This is a genomic window from Hippea jasoniae (assembly GCF_000744435.1).
GTDB lineage: Bacteria > Campylobacterota_A > Desulfurellia > Desulfurellales > Hippeaceae > Hippea > Hippea jasoniae.
Map to the genome: position 1 here is coordinate 1 of NZ_JQLX01000001.1, position 17,724 is coordinate 17,724.

A 17,724-nucleotide genomic window follows, 5' to 3' on the forward strand; every position below is an offset into this window, starting at 1 on the left:
TAATGTAAAAATACCAAAGGAAAACCTACTTGGTAAAAAAGGAGAAGGCTTCAAGATTGCAATGGATACCTTGGATGGTGGCAGGGTTGGTATAGCTGCCCAGGCTTTAGGTATTGCAGAGGGAGCCTTTGAAAGAGCCATAGAATACTCTCAGGAGAGAAAACAGTTTGGTAAACCCATCTCTGCATTTCAGGCAATACAGTTAAAGCTTGCAGATATGAAGATGAGAATAGAACAGGCAAGATGGGTAACCTACTATGCAGGCTGGCTAAAAGATGCAAAGAGAAACTTTATCCTTGAATCCTCCATAGCAAAGGCAGCAGCATCAGAGGCTGCAACCTTTGTAACAAAGGAAGCCCTTCAGGTCTATGGAGGCTACGGCTACATTACAGAGTATGAGATGGAGCGCTACTACAGGGATGCAAAGATAACAGAGATCTATGAAGGAACAAATGAAATTCAGAGGATAGTAATAAGCAAGATGCTGATGAAGTAGGGAGGGGAGATGAAGTATCCTGAGTTAGAAAATCTATCAAAAGAAGAGCTCATAGCAATTATTGAGGATGAAGCAAAAAACTGGCTTGCACATGACGGGTTGTGGTTTCAGGCTGTTGAAAGACATTACGGAATAGACAAAGCAATAGAACTTGATATTGAGGCATGGAAAGATTTTACCGTCATCGAAGCAAAAAGGATTATGAAAAGGCTTAACTTACCTACCAACAGCGGTCTTGATGGATTAGAAAAAGCATTGAATTTCAGAATGTACAGACGCATCAATGAGCAAAAAATAGAAAGACCCGATGAAAACACACTAATTTTAAAAATGATTACATGCAGGGTGCAGGCTGCAAGGCAGAGGAAAAAACTTCCGTTTTTCCCATGCAAACCGGTGGGCATTGTAGAATACTCATATTTTGCAAAAACAATTGATGAAAGAATAAAAACAGAGGTTATAGCCTGTCCTCCTGATGAGTTAACAGGGGAATATCACTGTGCATGGAAATTTACTTTAGAAAAATAAGGAGGAAGGTATGTCTTATAAACCAAAAAATAAAATAAGAATTGTAACAGCAACGAGCCTGTTCGATGGTCATGACGCGGCAATAAATATTTTCAGGCGTATCATGCAGGATAAGGGCGCTGAAGTTATCCACCTTGGGCATAACAGAAGTGCCTATGAAATAGTTAACGCTGCTTTGGAAGAAGATGTTCAGGCAATTGCAATAACCTCCTACCAGGGCGGTCATATGGAGTTTTTTAAATACATTCATGATCTGCTTAAACAAAATAATGCCTCCCACATCAGAATCTTTGGCGGGGGTGGAGGCGTTATCATCCCTTCAGAAATAAAAGAGCTGGAGGCTTACGGTATAGAAAAAATATTCTCACCAGAAGATGGTATAAAGATGGGTCTTGAGGGAATGGTTGATTATCTGCTTGAAAAAAGCGATTTTATCACATACGAAGAGGATAAATTTGAATACTATCTTGAGAATATAGATAAATATCTGCCAAAAGCCATAAGTTTAATTGAAGATTTAATGTGGAAGGAAAAATGGAGCAACAAACACCAGGAAATCTTAGATAGCTATGCCAGAAATGCAACCAGGGATAATATTGTGATTGGATTTACAGGCTCAGGTGGTGCAGGCAAATCAACCCTCGTTGACGAAATACTTAGAAGAGCAGTTACAACAATTAAAGATAAAAAATTTGGAGTAATAGGCGTTGATCCAACAAGGAGAAGTGGAGGGGCTTTGCTTGCAGATAGAATCAGGTTAAACACTTTGCCGCATGAGAAACTTTATATGAGATCTATCGCAACACGCTCACCCAATACATCTATATCAAAAGCCGTCAAAAATATTGTTAAACTGTATAAAATCGCAGGATTTGATGCCACAATTATTGAAACAGCAGGAAGTGGTCAAAACGATATAGAAATTGTGGGAATTGCCGATATAGATGTTTATGTAACAACGCCAGAATATGGAGCAGCTCTCCAGCTTGAAAAGATCAATATGCTTGAATATGCAGATATGGTTGTATTAAACAAATTCGACAAAGATAAAGCAGAGGATGCGCTGTATGAAATCAGAAAACAGTACAGGAGAAATTTTAAGCTGTTTGATAAACCATTAGAAGAGATGCCCGTCTATGGCACTGTAGCCTCAAGATTCAATGATCAGGCAACAACCTATTTCTTTTACAAGCTATTCGAAAAAGCAAAACTTATTGACAAAATCCCTGAAGATTTATCCATCGATGTAACATCAAAAAGCCTCTCTATGATTCCTTTGAACAGGACAAATTATCTTGGTGATATAGCAAGAACAGTCAGAGAATATCACAGATTTGTAAAAGATCAGCAGCAAAAGGCAACCAAACTCTTTGCTTTAGAAAAAACAAAAGAGCAACTTCAGGGAAAAAAGGATACTGACAACATTCTAAAAACACTGGACAAAGAAATCGAAAAGACAAAAAACGAACTATCTCCTGAAACTATAAACCTTTTAAAAAGCTGGCCTGAGGTGAAAAAAATATACCAGCAGGATAAGCTTATTACAAAAATTAGAGACCACGAGATTGTTTATGAATTAACAACAAAAACCTTATCAGGTAACAAAATCCCAAAGGTTATCTTGCCCGATCATGAAGATTACGGTGAAATTGTTAAATTCAGACTAAAGGAAAATGTGCCAGGCGAATTTCCTTACACAGCAGGCATTTATCCTGTAAAAAGACAGGATGAGCTCCCCACAAGGATGTTTGCAGGAGAAGGAACGCCAGAAAGAACCAACAAAAGATTCCATTACCTATCAGAAGGTCAGCCATTTAGCAGGCTTTCAACTGCATTTGACTCCATCACCCTATACGGAGAAGATCCTGACAAAAGACCCGATATATACGGTAAAATTGGCAATGCCGGAGTATCAGTGCCAACAATCGATGATGCAAAAAAACTATACAGCGGGTTTGATTTATGCGACAAAAACACCTCTGTCTCTATGACAATAAACGGCCCTGCCCCCATGATGCTGGCAATGTTTTTCAATACCGCCATAGATCAACAGGTAGAAAAATACTTAAAAGAAAACGGCCAGCTTGGCAAAGCAATAGACAAAATAAATGACTACTATAAAAAATTAGGAATGGAAAAACCTTTTTATAACACAAGCTTTGGAGTTAAAGATGCTGATATTGAAAGCCACCTGGGCTTGGCATTACTGGGTGTACCTGGCGATTTTGTGGTGGAAAAGGATATATATGAAGAAATCAAAAAACACACACTTAATGTTGTAAGGGGAACCGTTCAGGCTGATATCTTAAAGGAGGATCAGGCTCAAAATACATGTCTATTCTCTACAGATTTCTCCCTGAAGCTTATGGGGGATATTCAGGAATATTTCATAGAGCATAATGTTAGAAATTACTATTCTGTCTCAATTTCTGGTTATCATATTGCAGAAGCAGGTGCAAACCCCATAACACAGCTGGCCTTTACACTGGCAAATGGCTTTACCTATGTTGAATACTATCTTGGAAGAGGCATGGAGTTCAATAAATTTGCACGTAATTTATCTTTCTTTTTCTCCAACGGAATGGACATAGAGTATGCCGTTATAGGCCGGGTTGCTCGTAGAATCTGGGCAATTGCAGCAAAAAAACTCTACAATGCAGACGAGAGAAGTCAGAAACTTAAATATCACATCCAGACTTCAGGCAGATCTCTACATGCAATGGAAATTCAGTTTAACGATATTAGAACAACGCTTCAGGCTTTAATGGCTATTTATGATAACTGTAACTCTCTCCATACAAACGCCTATGATGAAGCCATAACAACACCCACCGAGGAATCTGTAAGAAGGGCTTTAGCCATCCAGCTAATCATAAATAAAGAATTTGGAATGGCCAAAAATGAAAATCCTCTTCAGGGCTCTTATATAATCGAATGGCTCACAGATCTGGTCGAAGAGGAGGTTTTAAAGGAATTTGACAGTATTTCAAGAAGGGGTGGCGTACTTGGGGCAATGGAATCAAGGTATCAACGAAATAAGATCCAGGAGGAATCTTTATACTACGAGACCCTTAAAAACAGCGGAGAACTACCGATCATTGGAGTAAACACATTCCTAAAAGAGGGCGAAGAGATTCAAGAAGACAAACCATTACAGCTGAGCCGATCAACAGAAGAAGAAAAACAGCAGCAGATCAAGAATCTATACCAGTTTAAACTAAGAAATAAAGACAAAGCTCCTGTTTATTTAGAAAGACTAAAAGAGGCGGCAAGAAATAACAAGAACATCTTTGCAGAATTAATGGAGGCGGTCAAATACTGCACTTTAGGTCAAATCACTCATGCGTTATTTGAGGTTGGCGGTAAATACAGAAGAAACATGTAAACTAATCTAAATCACCAGCAACCTTGCCGCTCTCAGCCACTATGCTACCCAGAAAATAATCATCGTGAGCGGTGAGGTTGTTGGCAGTTATAACTCTTTGAATAAGCCTTACATATTGATAACGCTTGATGGAATAGAGGCTTAAATATTCTGCAAGCTTATATGGATTGGCTTTTAAACCCATGCGAGCCCTTGCCTCTCTAAAACGCCTGTAGGCGGGGCTTATGTTAAGGTTCATTATGTATGCCTCTGTCGCCTGATAGAGATTTTTATAAACCTGAACGATTGGCTTGCCCTTAACGATCTTTTTTCTATGAATACCATAAATATTGTTAAAATCTATAGCAAAACGAGAACTACCCCAGCCTGATTCTATACCAGCCTGAGCAATCAACAGGCTTATAGGAACACCGTTGCAGCGTTTAATAAGCTCTGAAATCGTATTGCATTTAAACTTTTCATAACCGTAATTAAGAAGTTTTATTTCGGTTTCCGTTAACTTCTCACCATCCAAAATCTTCTTTTCTATATTCACAAAAATACTATGAAGCCTGTAAAATTTAAGATTTGCAGCAGCAGCAATCGGTAGCATAACCTTTATGAAAAGCTCTTTTCTTGTTTTGGGTGGAAGTTTTTTAAAATCCTCAGGCAGGGACTTTAAAAGATGAGGCCTGAATGATAAAGTATAATCGTTAATTACACTGTAGATATAAAGTTTCTGCTTAAGTTGCTTAACATTTCCCGCGGTGTAGAATTCTATGTTGGGTTTTATTAACTCTTTAGCCAAAACCTGCTTTGCAAGCAACAATATACCGGCCAAAAAAGCCAGCGCAAATAAAATCAAAAGAACAACGCCGATCCTGTTTGAGGATGGCCTTACAACCAATCTCTTCTTACTCATACCGCCCTAAATATAAGCCTTTATTTCATAAAGTCAAGAAAAACCGCATAAAAAAGCCAAAAATAAAAAATCACTTAATTTTAACCAACTATATATTGAAAAATAGGTAAATAAGGTTGATTTTTTGGTGGAGACGGCGGGATTTGAACCCGCGTCCGGGCGTGCGTCACATTTAGAGGCTTTTACATGCTTAGCACCCCTTTTATTCTTTGGTTGATAGGGGAAAAGGATGCAAACCCCTTATCAACCGCAGCCGGCTAAATACCTCAAACAGACCCGGCAAACTGCTTGAGGACCTGCTTTGGTATAAAGGCTAATGGCGGGTTAAAGCAGGAAACACCCACCCAGCCTGCCGCCTTTAATTAGGCAGCTAAAGCGTAACTTTCGTCTGCGTTTCTTTTTTGGTAGCTGTTTTACGAGGAGCTACCACCTCGGCATGACCTCTAAATGCTAAAACACCCCGTCGAACCCAATATTCGTCCCCTTTAAAGATCCATTTAAATTATACACCCAAAAACCGTCTGGTCAACCTTGCTCATTGATTAAAAACGAAAACTACTGTATTATTCTGACATGTGGTTGCTAGTTGTGCTTCTATCTATCCTGCTTATAGTCATCTACTATCTTTATTTAAAAAATAAAAAAATTAAAGTGGATGAAAATGCCATTGAGTTTTACAAAAAAAAGGAGTTTTTTCTAAATAAAACCGAAAAAACAGCCTACGATTTTATGGTGAACTTTTTTAAAAACAGCCAGTTAAACCTAACGGTTTTTCCTAAAGTAAAGCTAACAGATTTTTTATGGGCACCAAAGCAAAATAGAAACGCCTATTTAAAAATTCAGAATCGCTTTGTTGACTTTTTGGTTGTGGATTATCCCATGCTGCATCCAGTTTGTGCAATATTCATAGTAAACAAAGAAAACAAGTCAAAAATGGACTCCCTGCCGATTATAGAAGATGCATTAAAAAAAGCTCAGATTAAACTTGTAAAAATCGATACGCACGAGATATTTAACGGTTCATTCCTGCAAAAAATAAAACAGGAGGTAAAAAATGGCGGTTGATGAAAGACTTTTGGAGATTCTTGCATGCCCCAAATGCAGGGGAGACCTTAAGCTTTCGGATGATAAAAACTGGCTGATCTGTGAAAGCTGCAAAGTTAAATACCCCATAGAGGATGACATACCAATATTGCTTATCGATAAAGCAGAAAAATTGGAGAATGATTAAAACCCTGATCTATGTTTTTCTATGCATTATACTGTGGGCATTGATCCCTGTTGCATCAAAACATGTATTAAAAGGTATGAACAACTTTGCCATGCTGTTTTTTTCAAATATTATATCTACAGCTGTGATGTTCATTTATTTAGCCTTCTCAAAAAAATTAAACGAACTTAAATCTCTAAACCTACACAGTCTTTTTTATCTTTCGTTCGTAGGTTTTTTGGGCGGTTTTATTTTTTACATATTTTTATACAAAGCCTTCAGTCTTTCAAGCGCTCAGGAGGTGTTTATTATAAACTATACCTGGCCTGTATTGATTGTTTTATTCAGCGTGCCTATTTTGCATGAAAAATTAACAGCAAAAGAGCTGTTTTCTCTTTTTTTAAGCTTTATAGGCATCATCATAATTGCCACCAAAGGCAATATCTTAAATCTAAAAATCACAAACTTAGCAGGTGATATACTGGCATTTTTTGCAGCTGTTAGTTTTGCCTTATTCAGCGTGCTTGGTAAAAAAACAGATGTGGATGAGTCTGTGGCTGTATTTGTATATTTTTTATCATCCACTATTTTTGACATTCTGACTTACAATTTTATCAAAATCAACTTTATAGATAAGTCTGTTTTGTTCTGGCTGATTTTAAACGGATTGTTTATAAACGGCATATCTTACATCTTCTGGTTTAAGGCCTTAAAGGGCGCAAAAGCTGCTCTAATCTCAAACCTTGTATATTTAACACCGTTTGTATCGTTAATTTTTATTAGTTTATTTTTACAAGAAAAGATAGAGATCTACAGCATTATTGCGCTTTTGTTTATATCAGTTGGCATCACCCTTGAGGTGTTAAAAAAACCTACTTAATAGGTATATTTATCTCCAAAACCTCAACAGAGTCGTTTCTTTGAAGACTAACCTCGATCTGCTTGGGGTCTATATCCACATATTTTGCAACAACCGCAATTAAGTCTTTTCTTAAATCCTCAAGAAACGGGGCTTTGTTGGATACCCTTTCGTGGGCTAAAATGATCTGAAGCCTCTCTTTTGCTTGTTGAGCAGAACTTTTTTTTCTTTTTTTAAAAATATCCAGCCACATAACCTATTCCTTAAAAAATCCAATTATTGCTTCTATTAAACCCTTTTTCTTTTCAACAATCTCCATAAACGGCACATCTTTGCCCAGAAGCCTCTGAGTGATATTTTTATACGCTTTTCCTGAAGGCGACTCCGTGTGCAGAATCGAAGGCTCACCAAGGTTTGTATAACTTACAATATTTTCATCTTCAGGCACAACGCCAATCAAAGGAATACTCAACACCTGAAGCACATCATCCTTGCTCATCATATCACCCTTTTTTACAAGGGTTGGGTTGATCCTGTTTATTATCAAACTCATCTCTTTTTTATCGTTTGCCTCCAGAATACCTATAACCCTATCGGCATCTCTAACAGCAGAAATCTCTGGCGTTGTAACTATAATAACCTCGTCAGCAGGCAACATGGCGTTTCTAAATCCACCCTCAATACCGGCTGGTGAATCCAGTATGATAAAATCGAATTGTTTCCTTAATTCGTTTGTCAGCTCAATAATCTGCTCTGGTTTTACGGCGGATTTATCACGTGTCTGGGCAGCCGCTATGAGAAACAGGTTTTCTGTTCTCTTATCCTTTATCAACGCCTGATTAACCTTACACACCTTCTCCACAACATTTACAACATCATACACAATCCTGTTTTCAAGACCTAAAATCATATCGAGATTTCTCAAACCGATATCCAGATCTATTGCCACAACCTTTTTGCCAGACAGTGCAAGACCCAATGCAAGGTTGGCTGTGGTGGTGGACTTTCCTACTCCACCCTTACCCGATGTTATTGTTAAAACTTTAGAACCCATAATCTACTCCCATTTTATTTTTCTCCACTCCTCATAAGGAGAAATAACAATAGCCCCTTCATCAACATAGGCAACCTCAGGCACAACATTTTTGCGTTTCATAAACAGGTTCTCCTCTGGCGAACGCGTGATAAAATCACCGATACGAATCTGAGGAGGATTTAAATCGAATGCAAAGATAATAGCCTCGTTGTTGCCTCCATATCCTGCATGTGGCACACCGTAGAGTTTGCCAAGCACAAAAATATTACCCGTTGCATAGATATATGAATTTGAATTGACATTGCCAACAACAACAAGATCGCCATTTGTTTTGATACTCTGACCACTCCTTAAATTGCCTCTAAAAGTAGAAACCTCTTTTTCTGCCTGCTGATTCAATAGTTGAAGGTCTTTGATCTCTATAATCGGCAGATCTATATTCAAATTCTCTTTTGATTCAACAACAACGGCATTAACCGCAACCTCTCTATCTTTTAAAAACGATACAATCCTTGGAGCTATGGATTTTGATTTATCATCCAGCCTTATCGTAACAATGGAATTCGAGATATAGTGCTTTGATACAGCTAACGCCTTTTCAAGCTCATTAAATACAGGCTCATCGTTCCCATAAACCTCTATCTCAAATCCCAAAAAATTTTTTCCCTTAATTGCTACTCTACCCATTGCCTTAGTTAAATAACATATAAGCTAAGTTTATGCAAGATGTTATTTGACTTTTGACTATTTTTACAATAAATTTTAGTGGGAGGTAGTTATGATAAGGATTTCGATAAAAACAAATCTAAGAAAAGAGGCTATTGATATTACAGGAATTGTTAAAAAACATGTCAAAAATATCAAAAACGGTATAGCTGTTGTTTATGTGCCACACACAACGGCCGGTATTGCAATCAATGAAGCATACGATCCATCCGTTGCAGAAGACATCATAGAAACACTTTCAAAATTGATTCCCTATTCAGGCAACTACAAACATTTAGAGGGCAACGCAGATGCCCACATACAGGCTACAATCACAGGCAATTCTATTCAGATTATTATTCAAAACGGCCAGCTTCAACTTGGCCGATGGCAGGGGATATTCTTTTTAGAGTTTGACGGACCAAGACACAGAGAAATCTATATCAAAACAATAGAGGGCTGATATGAAGTATTTAATCTTATTGGGCGATGGAATGGCAGATTGGCCTATTGAATCACTGGATAACAAAACACCCCTTGAATATGCAAACACACCTGCAATGGATATTATCGCATCAGGCATAAAAGGCATGGTAAAAACCGTGCCCGAAAGCATGCATCCAGGCAGCGATGTGGCAAATATGAGCGTTCTGGGCTACTCACCTAAAAAATACTACTCAGGTAGAGCACCACTTGAGGCAATAAGCAAGAATATAGCTATGAAAGATAACGATGTAGCGTATCGCTGCAACTTTGTATTTATAGAAAATGGCATTATGAAAGACTTTTCAGCATCACACATACCAACAGATAAGGCAGCTAAGCTTATAGAACTATTGAACAAAAATATAGATGATGATATAGAATTTTTCAGCGGCGTAAGCTACAGAAACATCATGATCTACAGAAACGGCAAAACCGACAAAACAACACCACCACACGACATATCGGATAAGGAGATAAAAGACTACTTACCATCAGGTGAAGCAAGCAACAAGCTCATATCAATTATGGAAAAGGCAAACAAGATTTTAAGCAACAATGCAATCTGGGAGAAGGCCAATGCAATCTGGTTATGGGGCGAGGGCAAAAAACCATCGATGCCTCTATTTGAAGATAAATTTAAAAAAAGCGGCTGTATGATCAGTGCTGTGGATTTAATGGTGGGATTGGGCAAACTAACAGGTTTATATATTCCCGAAATCAAAGGTTTAACAGGTTTTCTTGACACAAACTTTGAGGGTAAAATAAATGCAGCATTTGAGTTTTTAAATAATGGTGGTGATTTTGTATATCTGCATGTTGAGGCTACCGATGAGACAGGACATATGGGTGATGTAGAGAAAAAAATCGAGGCAATAGAGCTATTTGATAAAAAAATCGTATCAGAAGCCATAAAAATGGCTGATTCCCTAAAGGAGCCGTTAAAAATAGCCGTGCTACCCGATCATCCAACGCCAATAAAGATCAAAACACATACATCAGAACCTGTGCCGTTTGCCGTATGGAGTTCAGATATGGCAAAAAGATCCGATATATATAGTGAAAACAGCTGCAAAAACGGAATCTATGTAGAAGAGGGGCATAGATTCTTAGAAAGTGTATTTTTTAAGGAGTAGGGATGGTTGGACCTATCGAGATCCAGAATGTGATACTGAATGCAACCGCTCAGGCTCAGCTTAATCAAAGCCCCATAGCCCAAGCTCAGGCAGCAGAGGCTTTTAAAGGGCTTGTTGAGAAAAAAGAAAAAGAGGAAAAATCCAAAAAGGTAGAAGAATCACAAAACACACCCCACAATACGATCGACAAAGACAAACATTCTCAGAAAAAGAAAGCTGCTCACAAAGAGGGTCATATCGACCTAAGGGCTTAAAAATTTAAGCCTCAGCGAGCGGTTGGTTTTAAAAATAACACATCGCTTGGATGCATAGGGGTTTTTTAGGCAGAAAAAGAGAAAGTAGTGTTTTTCCTCTGCTGATATTCCTTTAAAAAAACAGCTACCACTGAAATGTGAAAGCCTATCGCAGATTTTTGCATAGACATCATGCTTTATGGAATCATAATGAAACGGTTTGTGAAACCAGCCTTTATAAAATATTGCAACAATCAGAAACGCAAATGAGATAAAAATAAAAAACTGATGAGCAATTCTTTGTAATTTCAGGTTTCTAACCCCCTCTGATGCAAACAGAACAAACGATGGATAGCAATAGTAAAGATATCGTGTAAACTTTTCTTTAGGTATATTGATTACTATAAAGGTTAGAACGGCATAAATAGCAAACAACTGCCACACTCTGTCCCTGTATAGCTTTTCTTTAAAAAAGCTATACAAACCAATTACAAAAAATAACAACCCCGGCCAGAAACGAGACAGAAGTCTTTTAAAATAAAAGAGGTAATTTCTATGACTTCCCTCATTTAACTCCCCGTTGATTCTGTCGATTATCTGTCTTTTAAAAAACTCATCAAAAAAACCCGTATGATGAACATACTGATAAACATACCACCAGCCACCAACAACTGCTGCAATAAACAAACCACCGATAAATCTAAAATCAAAAAGCTCTTTAGCCCCACCTGTTATAATTTTCCATATAGCAAAAGTGGCTACACCCAAAAACGCAACCGGGCCTTTCGTTAAAATACCAAACCCCAAGGCAACGCCTGCAAGCAGGTATCGCCTCTTTAAAAGCAAAAACAGATTCAATAAAATAAAAAAGGTGATAATGCTTTCCATTCTTACAATACTCGTAAGCCTGATAACATGAAAGTTTACAATAAAAAACATTGCAGCAATAAAACTATCAAGAGAATTTTTAAACAACTCCTTGGCAAGCAGGTAAATCAAAACACCATCCAGGATACCAAATAAAACAACAGGAATCCTTGCCGAAAGCGCACTTATGCCAAAAACCTTAAACGAAAAAGCTATCAGCCAGAAATAAAGGGGTGGTTTTTTAAGGTATGGATGGTCATAAAGGTATAGATTAAGCCAATCTCCCCTTAAAACCATGCTTTTAGCAACAAGCGCATGCTTTAGGGAATCACCAGACAGTGTCGGTTCATAAATTCTTGCAGCAAAAAATATTAAACCTGCAACAACTATAAGAAAAATGTAGCGGCTTTCCTTCATGCTTTTTCTTTAACAATAAAAACAACCCCTGTCAACTTGCAATTTTATCAAAAAACCGTAGAATATTTTATTTGCAGGAGGATGCATGAGGATTCTTGGGATTGATTACGGAACAAAGCAGATAGGTCTTGCAATAAGTGACGAAACAAACACAATAGCCATGCCGCTTAAGGTTATAAACGCCCAAAACAATCCGATAGCAGCAATTAAAGATATTATCGAGGCCAACGATATCAAAAAGGTTGTTGTGGGCATCCCCATCACATTAAGTGGCCAAAAAGGCAAAAAAGCTATAGAGACAGAGCAGTTCATAGAAAAGCTAAAAAACGCCATTGACATCGAAGTGGTGGAGTGGGATGAAAGACTATCCACAAGGTTTTCTGAAAGAATCCTCAATAATGCAAAAGTAAAGGGTAGAAAAAACAAAAAGAGGGTGATAGACAAAATCGCCGCCACATTTATCCTTCAGGGGTATCTTGACTGGTTATGAGCAAGCTAAAAACACTCCTTATTGCAAATTTAATTTTATCTTTCATAGTTTTTGCATTTATTATATTTACAATCTTTAAATTCAACAGTTTTTTAAACTCAAAAGCGTCAAATGTACACAAACGCATCGTTATAAGAATCAAAAAAAACCAGTCACCAAGAAGCATTATCAAAACATTAAAAGAAAAAGGCGTAATCTCAAGAAGTGATTGGTTTTATTACTATCTCAAATTTACGGGACTTGCACCAAAAATCAAAGCAGGATTGCACATGTTCTACACCGATCTTACACCCAAAGAGGTTGCTAAAGAACTTATAAGCAGTAATGTATATGCAACAAAAATCACCATTATTCCGGGTCTTACAGCAAAAAAGATAGCCTTGATTTTAAAGAAAAAAGGTTTCAACAGCGATGCCTTTTTAGATATTGTAGACAACAAAACAATTGCAAAAAAACTCACAGGCCTGAATATAACATCGCTTGAGGGTTTTTTATTCCCCGATACATACCTTATAGCAAAGGATGAAAAGATGGAGCAGGTTGTGTGTATTCTCTTTTCAAATTATTTAAAACACCTAACAAAAATAAAAAACTCTCAAAAAATTACAAAAGATGATTACAAAAAACTCATCATTGCCTCCATTATACAAAAAGAGGCAACAGATAAAAACGATATGGCTGTCGTGGCAAGCGTTATATACAATAGACTCAAAAAAAACATGCCGCTTCAGATGGATTCAACAAAAATCTATCCGGATAACTCCTCTTTTAACACATATACACACAAAGGCCTGCCCCCTCAGCCTATATGCAATCCCGGCTTTGATGCAATTTTTGCAGCATACAACCCAAAAAAAACAAACTATCTTTATTTTATCTCCAAAAAGGACGGCTCCATGGTGTTCAGTAAAACATTCAGACAACACAACATAAACATAAGGAAGTATCTAAAATGAGGTTTTATATAAAAACATTCGGCTGCCAGATGAACGAAAGGGATTCAGAAAAGGTTGAAGCCATTTTGTTTGAAAATAACTGGCAACAGGTAGAAAACCCAGAGGATGCCGATTTAATCATAGTAAATTCCTGTGCTGTTAGAGAAAAAGCAGAAAATAAGCTATACAGCGAGCTTGGCAGGCTAAAGTTTATAAACCCAAAAGCAAAAATCGTTGCAATGGGCTGTGTTGCACAGATAAATTACGAAAAGCTCAAGCATATTGCCGATATTGTTATAGGCACAAACACGATAGATAGATTCTATGATATCGCCAGAGATAAAAGCAAAAACGGTGTTTTTATACTGGATAAAATGACAGACCCGGATCATATTTTTCCTCATACCTCAAGGATTTCCGCCTTTGTGGATATTATGTATGGCTGCAACAATTTCTGCAGCTACTGTATCGTTCCTTACACAAGGGGGCGTGAGATTTCAAGAAACAAAGATGCGATTATAGAGGAGATAAAACAACTTATCGATAAAGGCACAAAAGAGGTAATGCTGCTTGGTCAGAATGTAAACTCTTTTGAAAACAGCAAAAATTACAGATTCGTTGATTTGCTTTATGATATAAACAAACTTGATGGTTTAAAGCGGATTCGTTTTACCACCTCTCACCCAAAGGATTTTTCCAAAGAGTTAGCTTTAGCTATAAGGGATTTAGATAAACTATGTGAGCATCTACATCTGCCGTTTCAGTCTGGATCGGATAGAATTCTAAAGCTGATGAAAAGGGGATATACAAAAGAGCAGTATTTATCAAAAGCCCTGATGTATAGAGAAATTGTCAAAGAGGGCTCCATTACAACAGACATTATCGTGGGTTTCCCTTCTGAAACACAACAGGATTTTTTGCAAACCGTTGAAGTGCTTAAAACAGTAGAGTTTGAAACATCATTTTCTTTCAAATATTCAAAAAGACCCCTCACCAGGGCAGCCAATATGGATAATCAGGTAGATGAGGAGGAAAAACTCAAAAGACTTAACTATCTGCAAAAACTACAGGCAGATATTACGCAAAAAAAATTAAAGGCGTATGAAGGTAAAACCATTGAGGTGCTCGTTGAGGGTCAATCAAAGAAACACAACGGCTTTAGCGGTAGATGTAGACAAAATATAGTTGTCAATTTAGAGTTTAGGGATAATATTACAGAAGGCAAAATTGCCAATGTTGTAATTACAAAAGCCCTAAAGCATTCGCTTGTGGGTAAAGTTCAGGGGCAGTAAAATGGTAAAATTAGAAATTGTTGATGTTGATGTGGGCGACGACTACACAGAAATACTCTGCAGAGACGAAGCAGGCTACTACTATAAATTCTCAACAGACCCATCAAAAGGCAAACTGCTATCGTTACTTGTTAACGATGTTTATCTGCCTTCAAACACGATCTATGAGCTATTTATCAATCTGGTTGGGGCGTTTAATGCCTATATCCATTCGATAATAATAATTGATGGATATAAAGACCAGGCTGTGGTGAATATAGCTACAGGCAATGAAATTCAATCTATTCCTATCTCAATCAGCGACGCCTTGATTCTGGCACTTTTATCTAACACCGATATATACATAAAAAAACAGGCCTGCCTGCTTGAGTTTGAAAATTTAGAGCAGTATGTCTGGTATAGGCTTTTAAAAGAACTGGATCTATGCTAATTAGAGAAATCCTTGAAAAAATCGAAGAAGATACCCTCTCTCCTTTTGCCTTTTTAAGCAAAAACTCAACCCGCCCAAAAGGCGATGAAAAGGATGATGTAAGAACAGATTTTATGAGAGACAGGGATAGAATCATCCACAGCAAGGCATTTAGAAGGCTAAAACACAAAACACAGGTGTTTTTTTCGCCAAACGGAGACCATTACAGAACACGCCTTACACATACACTTGAAGTTTCTCAGATTGCCCGCACGATAGCAAAAGCCCTGCTTCTAAACGAAACACTAACAGAGGCAATTGCGCTTGGTCATGATTTAGGCCATACACCATTTGGTCATGCAGGCGAAAGAGTGTTAAATAAAAAATCCTCCAGGGGTTTTAAGCACTGGGTGCAAAGTTTAAGGGTTGTTGATATAATAGAAAAGGATGGTGAGGGTTTAAACCTCACAGACCAGGTTAGAGACGGCATTGTTAAACATTCAAAGGGCAGGGGGGATATTATTCCTGAAGATAAAAATACCCTATCCAGAACACTTGAGGGGCAAATCGTAAGGATTGCAGATATCATAGCCTATGTAAACCACGATATTGATGATGCCATCAGGGCGGGCATTATCACGCAAAACGATCTACCAGAAGATATTATCGATACATTAGGCAAAACGCATGCAAAACGGATTGCAACAATGGTCAAAAGCGTTATAAAAGCCACGCAGGATAGAAACTACGAATTTATATCCATGGAAAAAGACAAACTTGAGGCGCTTAATAGTTTAAGGGACTATCTGTTTGAGAATGTTTATTTAAGCGAAAGGGTATCAAAAGAGGTGGCAAAAGCAGAAAAGGTTTTAAGTGATCTATTTGATTATTTCTTGGAGCATGTGGATTTAATTGAGAAAAAGTTTTCAAACGATAAAGAAACCGTTGTCGTTGACTATATATCCGGCATGACGGATAGATATGCATTGAATCTATATAATAAAATATTTATGCCTAAACCGTGGGAGGGTGATGGTGTTAGCTGAAGAAATTCTTAATAAAATTACAGGATTCGACCAATGCGAGGTTTATGTTGAAAAAACAACATCTCAGAGTTTTGAGCTAAAAAATGCAACAGAATATTCAAAAGGCTTTGAGGAAAGCTACGGTTGCTCGGTCAGACTTCAAAAAGACAACAAGCTTGCCTTTGTATATTTCGATATATCATCAAAAGACAAAATTGACGATATAATGTTAAAAATAAAAGATGCAATCGGTTATACAAAAACAAACAGCGGCGATATTATTCCAGAACACTCTTTCAAATACACAGAGGATGAAAAAATTCTTAAGGTAGATGAAGAATCAACAAAAGAGTTGCTGATGCAGACAGCATTAACAGCTGAAAAAACCGACAGGCGTATCAAACAAACAAAAGAGGTTGCAATAGATTTTTTTTCAAAAACCATTCAGATTGCAAACAGCAACGGTTTAGGTGTGCAATACTCAAGGCAATCTGTCTCGGCAGCCATTGAGGTGCTTGCTGAGGATAAAATATCAGATTTAGCATACTACGCCCTTGATGGTGAAAAGATAGAGGATATAGATTTAAATTTTATGGCAAACAAGGCTGCAAATCTTGCCGTCAACAAACTCTATCCCAATCCCATCCAGACAAAAAAATACAGCGTGATCATAGCAAACAATACTTTCAGGGATATACTTGCCCATTTTCTGCCCATTTTTAACGGATATTCCGTTGTTAACCATACAACACAACTTGAAGGCAAAATAGGCAAAAAAGTCTTCTCTGATGCAATTACAATAATAGATGCAAAACAGATGCCAAACAGACCAAACAACATACCCTTCGATGAAGAGGGCAGTCCTGCTAAGGATACAGTCGTCGTAGAAAACGGTTATCTAAAAAGCTTTCTGCATAATACATACACCGCATCGCTACTGAAAATGGAAAACACCTCAAACGCAAAAAGAGGCAATTACAAAAATCAACCCAAAGTTGGACCATTCAATCTATATGTAAAACCCAATGAAGATGTTAACAGAGACAAGCTTTTGAATATGATCGACGGCATCTATATAATAGATGTTATGGGGCTTCATATGGCAAATGTTGTAAGCGGCGATTTTTCATTTGGTATAAACGGATTTTTAATCCACAATGGAGAACCTGTAAGCTACTTTAAAGCAGCCACATTTGCAGGTAATTTTTTTGATATAGCAAAAAAGGTTATTGCCGTATCAAACAACCTCTATTTTTTAGGCAGCGTTGGTAGCCCCGATGTAGCAGTTGCAGACTGCATCATAGGAGGATAGGCTTA

Annotated in this window: 20 protein-coding genes and 1 other RNA gene; 15 read left to right on the plus strand and 6 right to left on the minus strand. The window is 37.5% G+C overall.

The window, feature by feature from the left end:
- The 3 genes from EK17_RS00005 to EK17_RS00015 all read left to right on the plus strand — a co-directional run.
- A partial coding sequence (locus tag EK17_RS00005) for an acyl-CoA dehydrogenase family protein (protein ID WP_035586287.1) occupies positions 1–496 on the plus strand: 496 nt, incomplete at its 5' end.
- Positions 497–505: 9 nt separating this feature from the next.
- Positions 506–1,024, plus strand: coding sequence for a DUF6125 family protein (locus EK17_RS00010; protein WP_035586289.1), 519 nt, complete (start codon positions 506–508; stop codon positions 1,022–1,024).
- 10 nt (positions 1,025–1,034) lie between these two features.
- Positions 1,035–4,409 carry a methylmalonyl-CoA mutase family protein gene (locus EK17_RS00015; protein WP_035586291.1) on the plus strand — a complete coding sequence of 1,125 codons (3,375 nt, stop codon included), beginning with the start codon at positions 1,035–1,037 and terminating at the stop codon, positions 4,407–4,409.
- A gap of 1 nt (position 4,410) precedes the next feature.
- Here the strand turns inward: EK17_RS00015 and EK17_RS00020 are convergent, their stop codons facing one another.
- A complete protein-coding gene (locus tag EK17_RS00020) occupies positions 4,411–5,310 on the minus strand; it encodes a glucosaminidase domain-containing protein (RefSeq protein WP_035586293.1) in 900 nt (299 codons plus the stop codon).
- 125 nt (positions 5,311–5,435) lie between these two features.
- Positions 5,436–5,794: a transfer-messenger RNA gene (gene ssrA, locus EK17_RS09195) on the minus strand.
- An 89-nt stretch (positions 5,795–5,883) separates the two neighbouring features.
- On the opposite strand from ssrA, the gene EK17_RS00025 reads away from it, so the two are divergent.
- Genes EK17_RS00025 through EK17_RS00030 form a run of 3 tightly spaced genes read left to right on the plus strand, consistent with a single transcriptional unit; the run spans position 5,884 to position 7,400 of the window.
- Positions 5,884–6,375: a DUF2726 domain-containing protein gene (locus tag EK17_RS00025; RefSeq protein WP_084675021.1), complete on the plus strand. Its 492-nt coding sequence runs from the start codon at positions 5,884–5,886 to the stop codon at positions 6,373–6,375.
- Positions 6,365–6,541: a Trm112 family protein gene (locus EK17_RS09200; protein ID WP_084675022.1), complete on the plus strand. Its 177-nt coding sequence runs from the start codon at positions 6,365–6,367 to the stop codon at positions 6,539–6,541. Before EK17_RS00025 ends, EK17_RS09200 begins: the two co-directional genes overlap by 11 nt.
- Positions 6,534–7,400: a DMT family transporter gene (locus EK17_RS00030; RefSeq protein WP_035586297.1), complete on the plus strand. Its 867-nt coding sequence runs from the start codon at positions 6,534–6,536 to the stop codon at positions 7,398–7,400. Before EK17_RS09200 ends, EK17_RS00030 begins: the two co-directional genes overlap by 8 nt.
- Here EK17_RS00030 and minE read toward each other — a convergent pair.
- Genes minE through EK17_RS08815 form a run of 3 tightly spaced genes read right to left on the minus strand, consistent with a single transcriptional unit; the run spans position 7,393 to position 9,102 of the window.
- Positions 7,393–7,632, minus strand: coding sequence for a cell division topological specificity factor MinE (gene minE, locus EK17_RS00035; protein WP_035586298.1), 240 nt, complete (start codon positions 7,630–7,632; stop codon positions 7,393–7,395). The two genes, EK17_RS00030 and minE, sit on opposite strands and share 8 nt — an antisense overlap.
- A gap of 3 nt (positions 7,633–7,635) precedes the next feature.
- A complete protein-coding gene (gene minD / locus EK17_RS00040) occupies positions 7,636–8,433 on the minus strand; it encodes a septum site-determining protein MinD (protein WP_035586300.1) in 798 nt (265 codons plus the stop codon).
- A 3-nt stretch (positions 8,434–8,436) separates the two neighbouring features.
- A complete protein-coding gene (locus EK17_RS08815; RefSeq protein WP_051904306.1) occupies positions 8,437–9,102 on the minus strand; it encodes a septum site-determining protein MinC in 666 nt (221 codons plus the stop codon).
- 91 nt (positions 9,103–9,193) lie between these two features.
- Here EK17_RS08815 and EK17_RS00050 point away from each other — a divergent pair, with 91 nt between their 5' ends.
- From EK17_RS00050 to EK17_RS00060, 3 genes are read left to right on the plus strand one after another with little or no spacing between them, the layout of a single operon-like run.
- Entirely contained in the window at positions 9,194–9,583 is a 390-nt protein-coding gene (locus EK17_RS00050) for a secondary thiamine-phosphate synthase enzyme YjbQ (RefSeq protein ID WP_035586302.1), read from the plus strand.
- Between the two features lies 1 nt (position 9,584).
- Positions 9,585–10,739 (plus strand): cofactor-independent phosphoglycerate mutase, encoded by a 1,155-nt coding sequence (locus EK17_RS00055; protein WP_035586303.1) that lies wholly within the window; start codon positions 9,585–9,587, stop codon positions 10,737–10,739.
- 2 nt (positions 10,740–10,741) lie between these two features.
- Entirely contained in the window at positions 10,742–10,993 is a 252-nt protein-coding gene (locus EK17_RS00060; RefSeq protein ID WP_035586304.1) for a hypothetical protein, read from the plus strand.
- Here the strand turns inward: EK17_RS00060 and EK17_RS00065 are convergent.
- Positions 10,982–12,256, minus strand: coding sequence for an ArnT family glycosyltransferase (locus EK17_RS00065; RefSeq protein ID WP_035586305.1), 1,275 nt, complete (start codon positions 12,254–12,256; stop codon positions 10,982–10,984). The two genes, EK17_RS00060 and EK17_RS00065, sit on opposite strands and share 12 nt — an antisense overlap.
- An 85-nt stretch (positions 12,257–12,341) precedes the next feature.
- Here EK17_RS00065 and ruvX point away from each other — a divergent pair, with 85 nt between their 5' ends.
- From ruvX to EK17_RS00095, 6 genes are read left to right on the plus strand one after another with little or no spacing between them, the layout of a single operon-like run.
- A complete protein-coding gene (ruvX, locus tag EK17_RS00070; protein ID WP_035586306.1) occupies positions 12,342–12,746 on the plus strand; it encodes a Holliday junction resolvase RuvX in 405 nt (134 codons plus the stop codon).
- Positions 12,743–13,702, plus strand: a complete 960-nt coding sequence (gene mltG / locus EK17_RS08820) for an endolytic transglycosylase MltG (RefSeq protein ID WP_051904307.1) — start codon at positions 12,743–12,745, stop codon at positions 13,700–13,702. Before ruvX ends, mltG begins: the two co-directional genes overlap by 4 nt.
- Positions 13,699–14,973, plus strand: a complete 1,275-nt coding sequence (miaB, locus tag EK17_RS00080; RefSeq protein WP_035586307.1) for a tRNA (N6-isopentenyl adenosine(37)-C2)-methylthiotransferase MiaB — start codon at positions 13,699–13,701, stop codon at positions 14,971–14,973. Before mltG ends, miaB begins: the two co-directional genes overlap by 4 nt.
- 1 nt (position 14,974) lies before the next feature.
- The gene (locus EK17_RS00085) at positions 14,975–15,403 is read left to right on the plus strand and encodes a DUF151 domain-containing protein (protein ID WP_035586309.1); all 429 of its coding nucleotides are present in this window, start codon (positions 14,975–14,977) and stop codon (positions 15,401–15,403) included.
- The gene (locus EK17_RS00090; RefSeq protein WP_035586311.1) at positions 15,397–16,428 is read left to right on the plus strand and encodes a deoxyguanosinetriphosphate triphosphohydrolase; all 1,032 of its coding nucleotides are present in this window, start codon (positions 15,397–15,399) and stop codon (positions 16,426–16,428) included. The genes EK17_RS00085 and EK17_RS00090 overlap by 7 nt, the downstream gene beginning before the upstream one ends.
- Complete coding sequence (locus EK17_RS00095) at positions 16,418–17,719, plus strand: TldD/PmbA family protein (protein WP_198018111.1); 1,302 nt, start codon at positions 16,418–16,420, stop codon at positions 17,717–17,719. The genes EK17_RS00090 and EK17_RS00095 overlap by 11 nt, the downstream gene beginning before the upstream one ends.
- Positions 17,720–17,724: the final 5 nt, after the last annotated feature.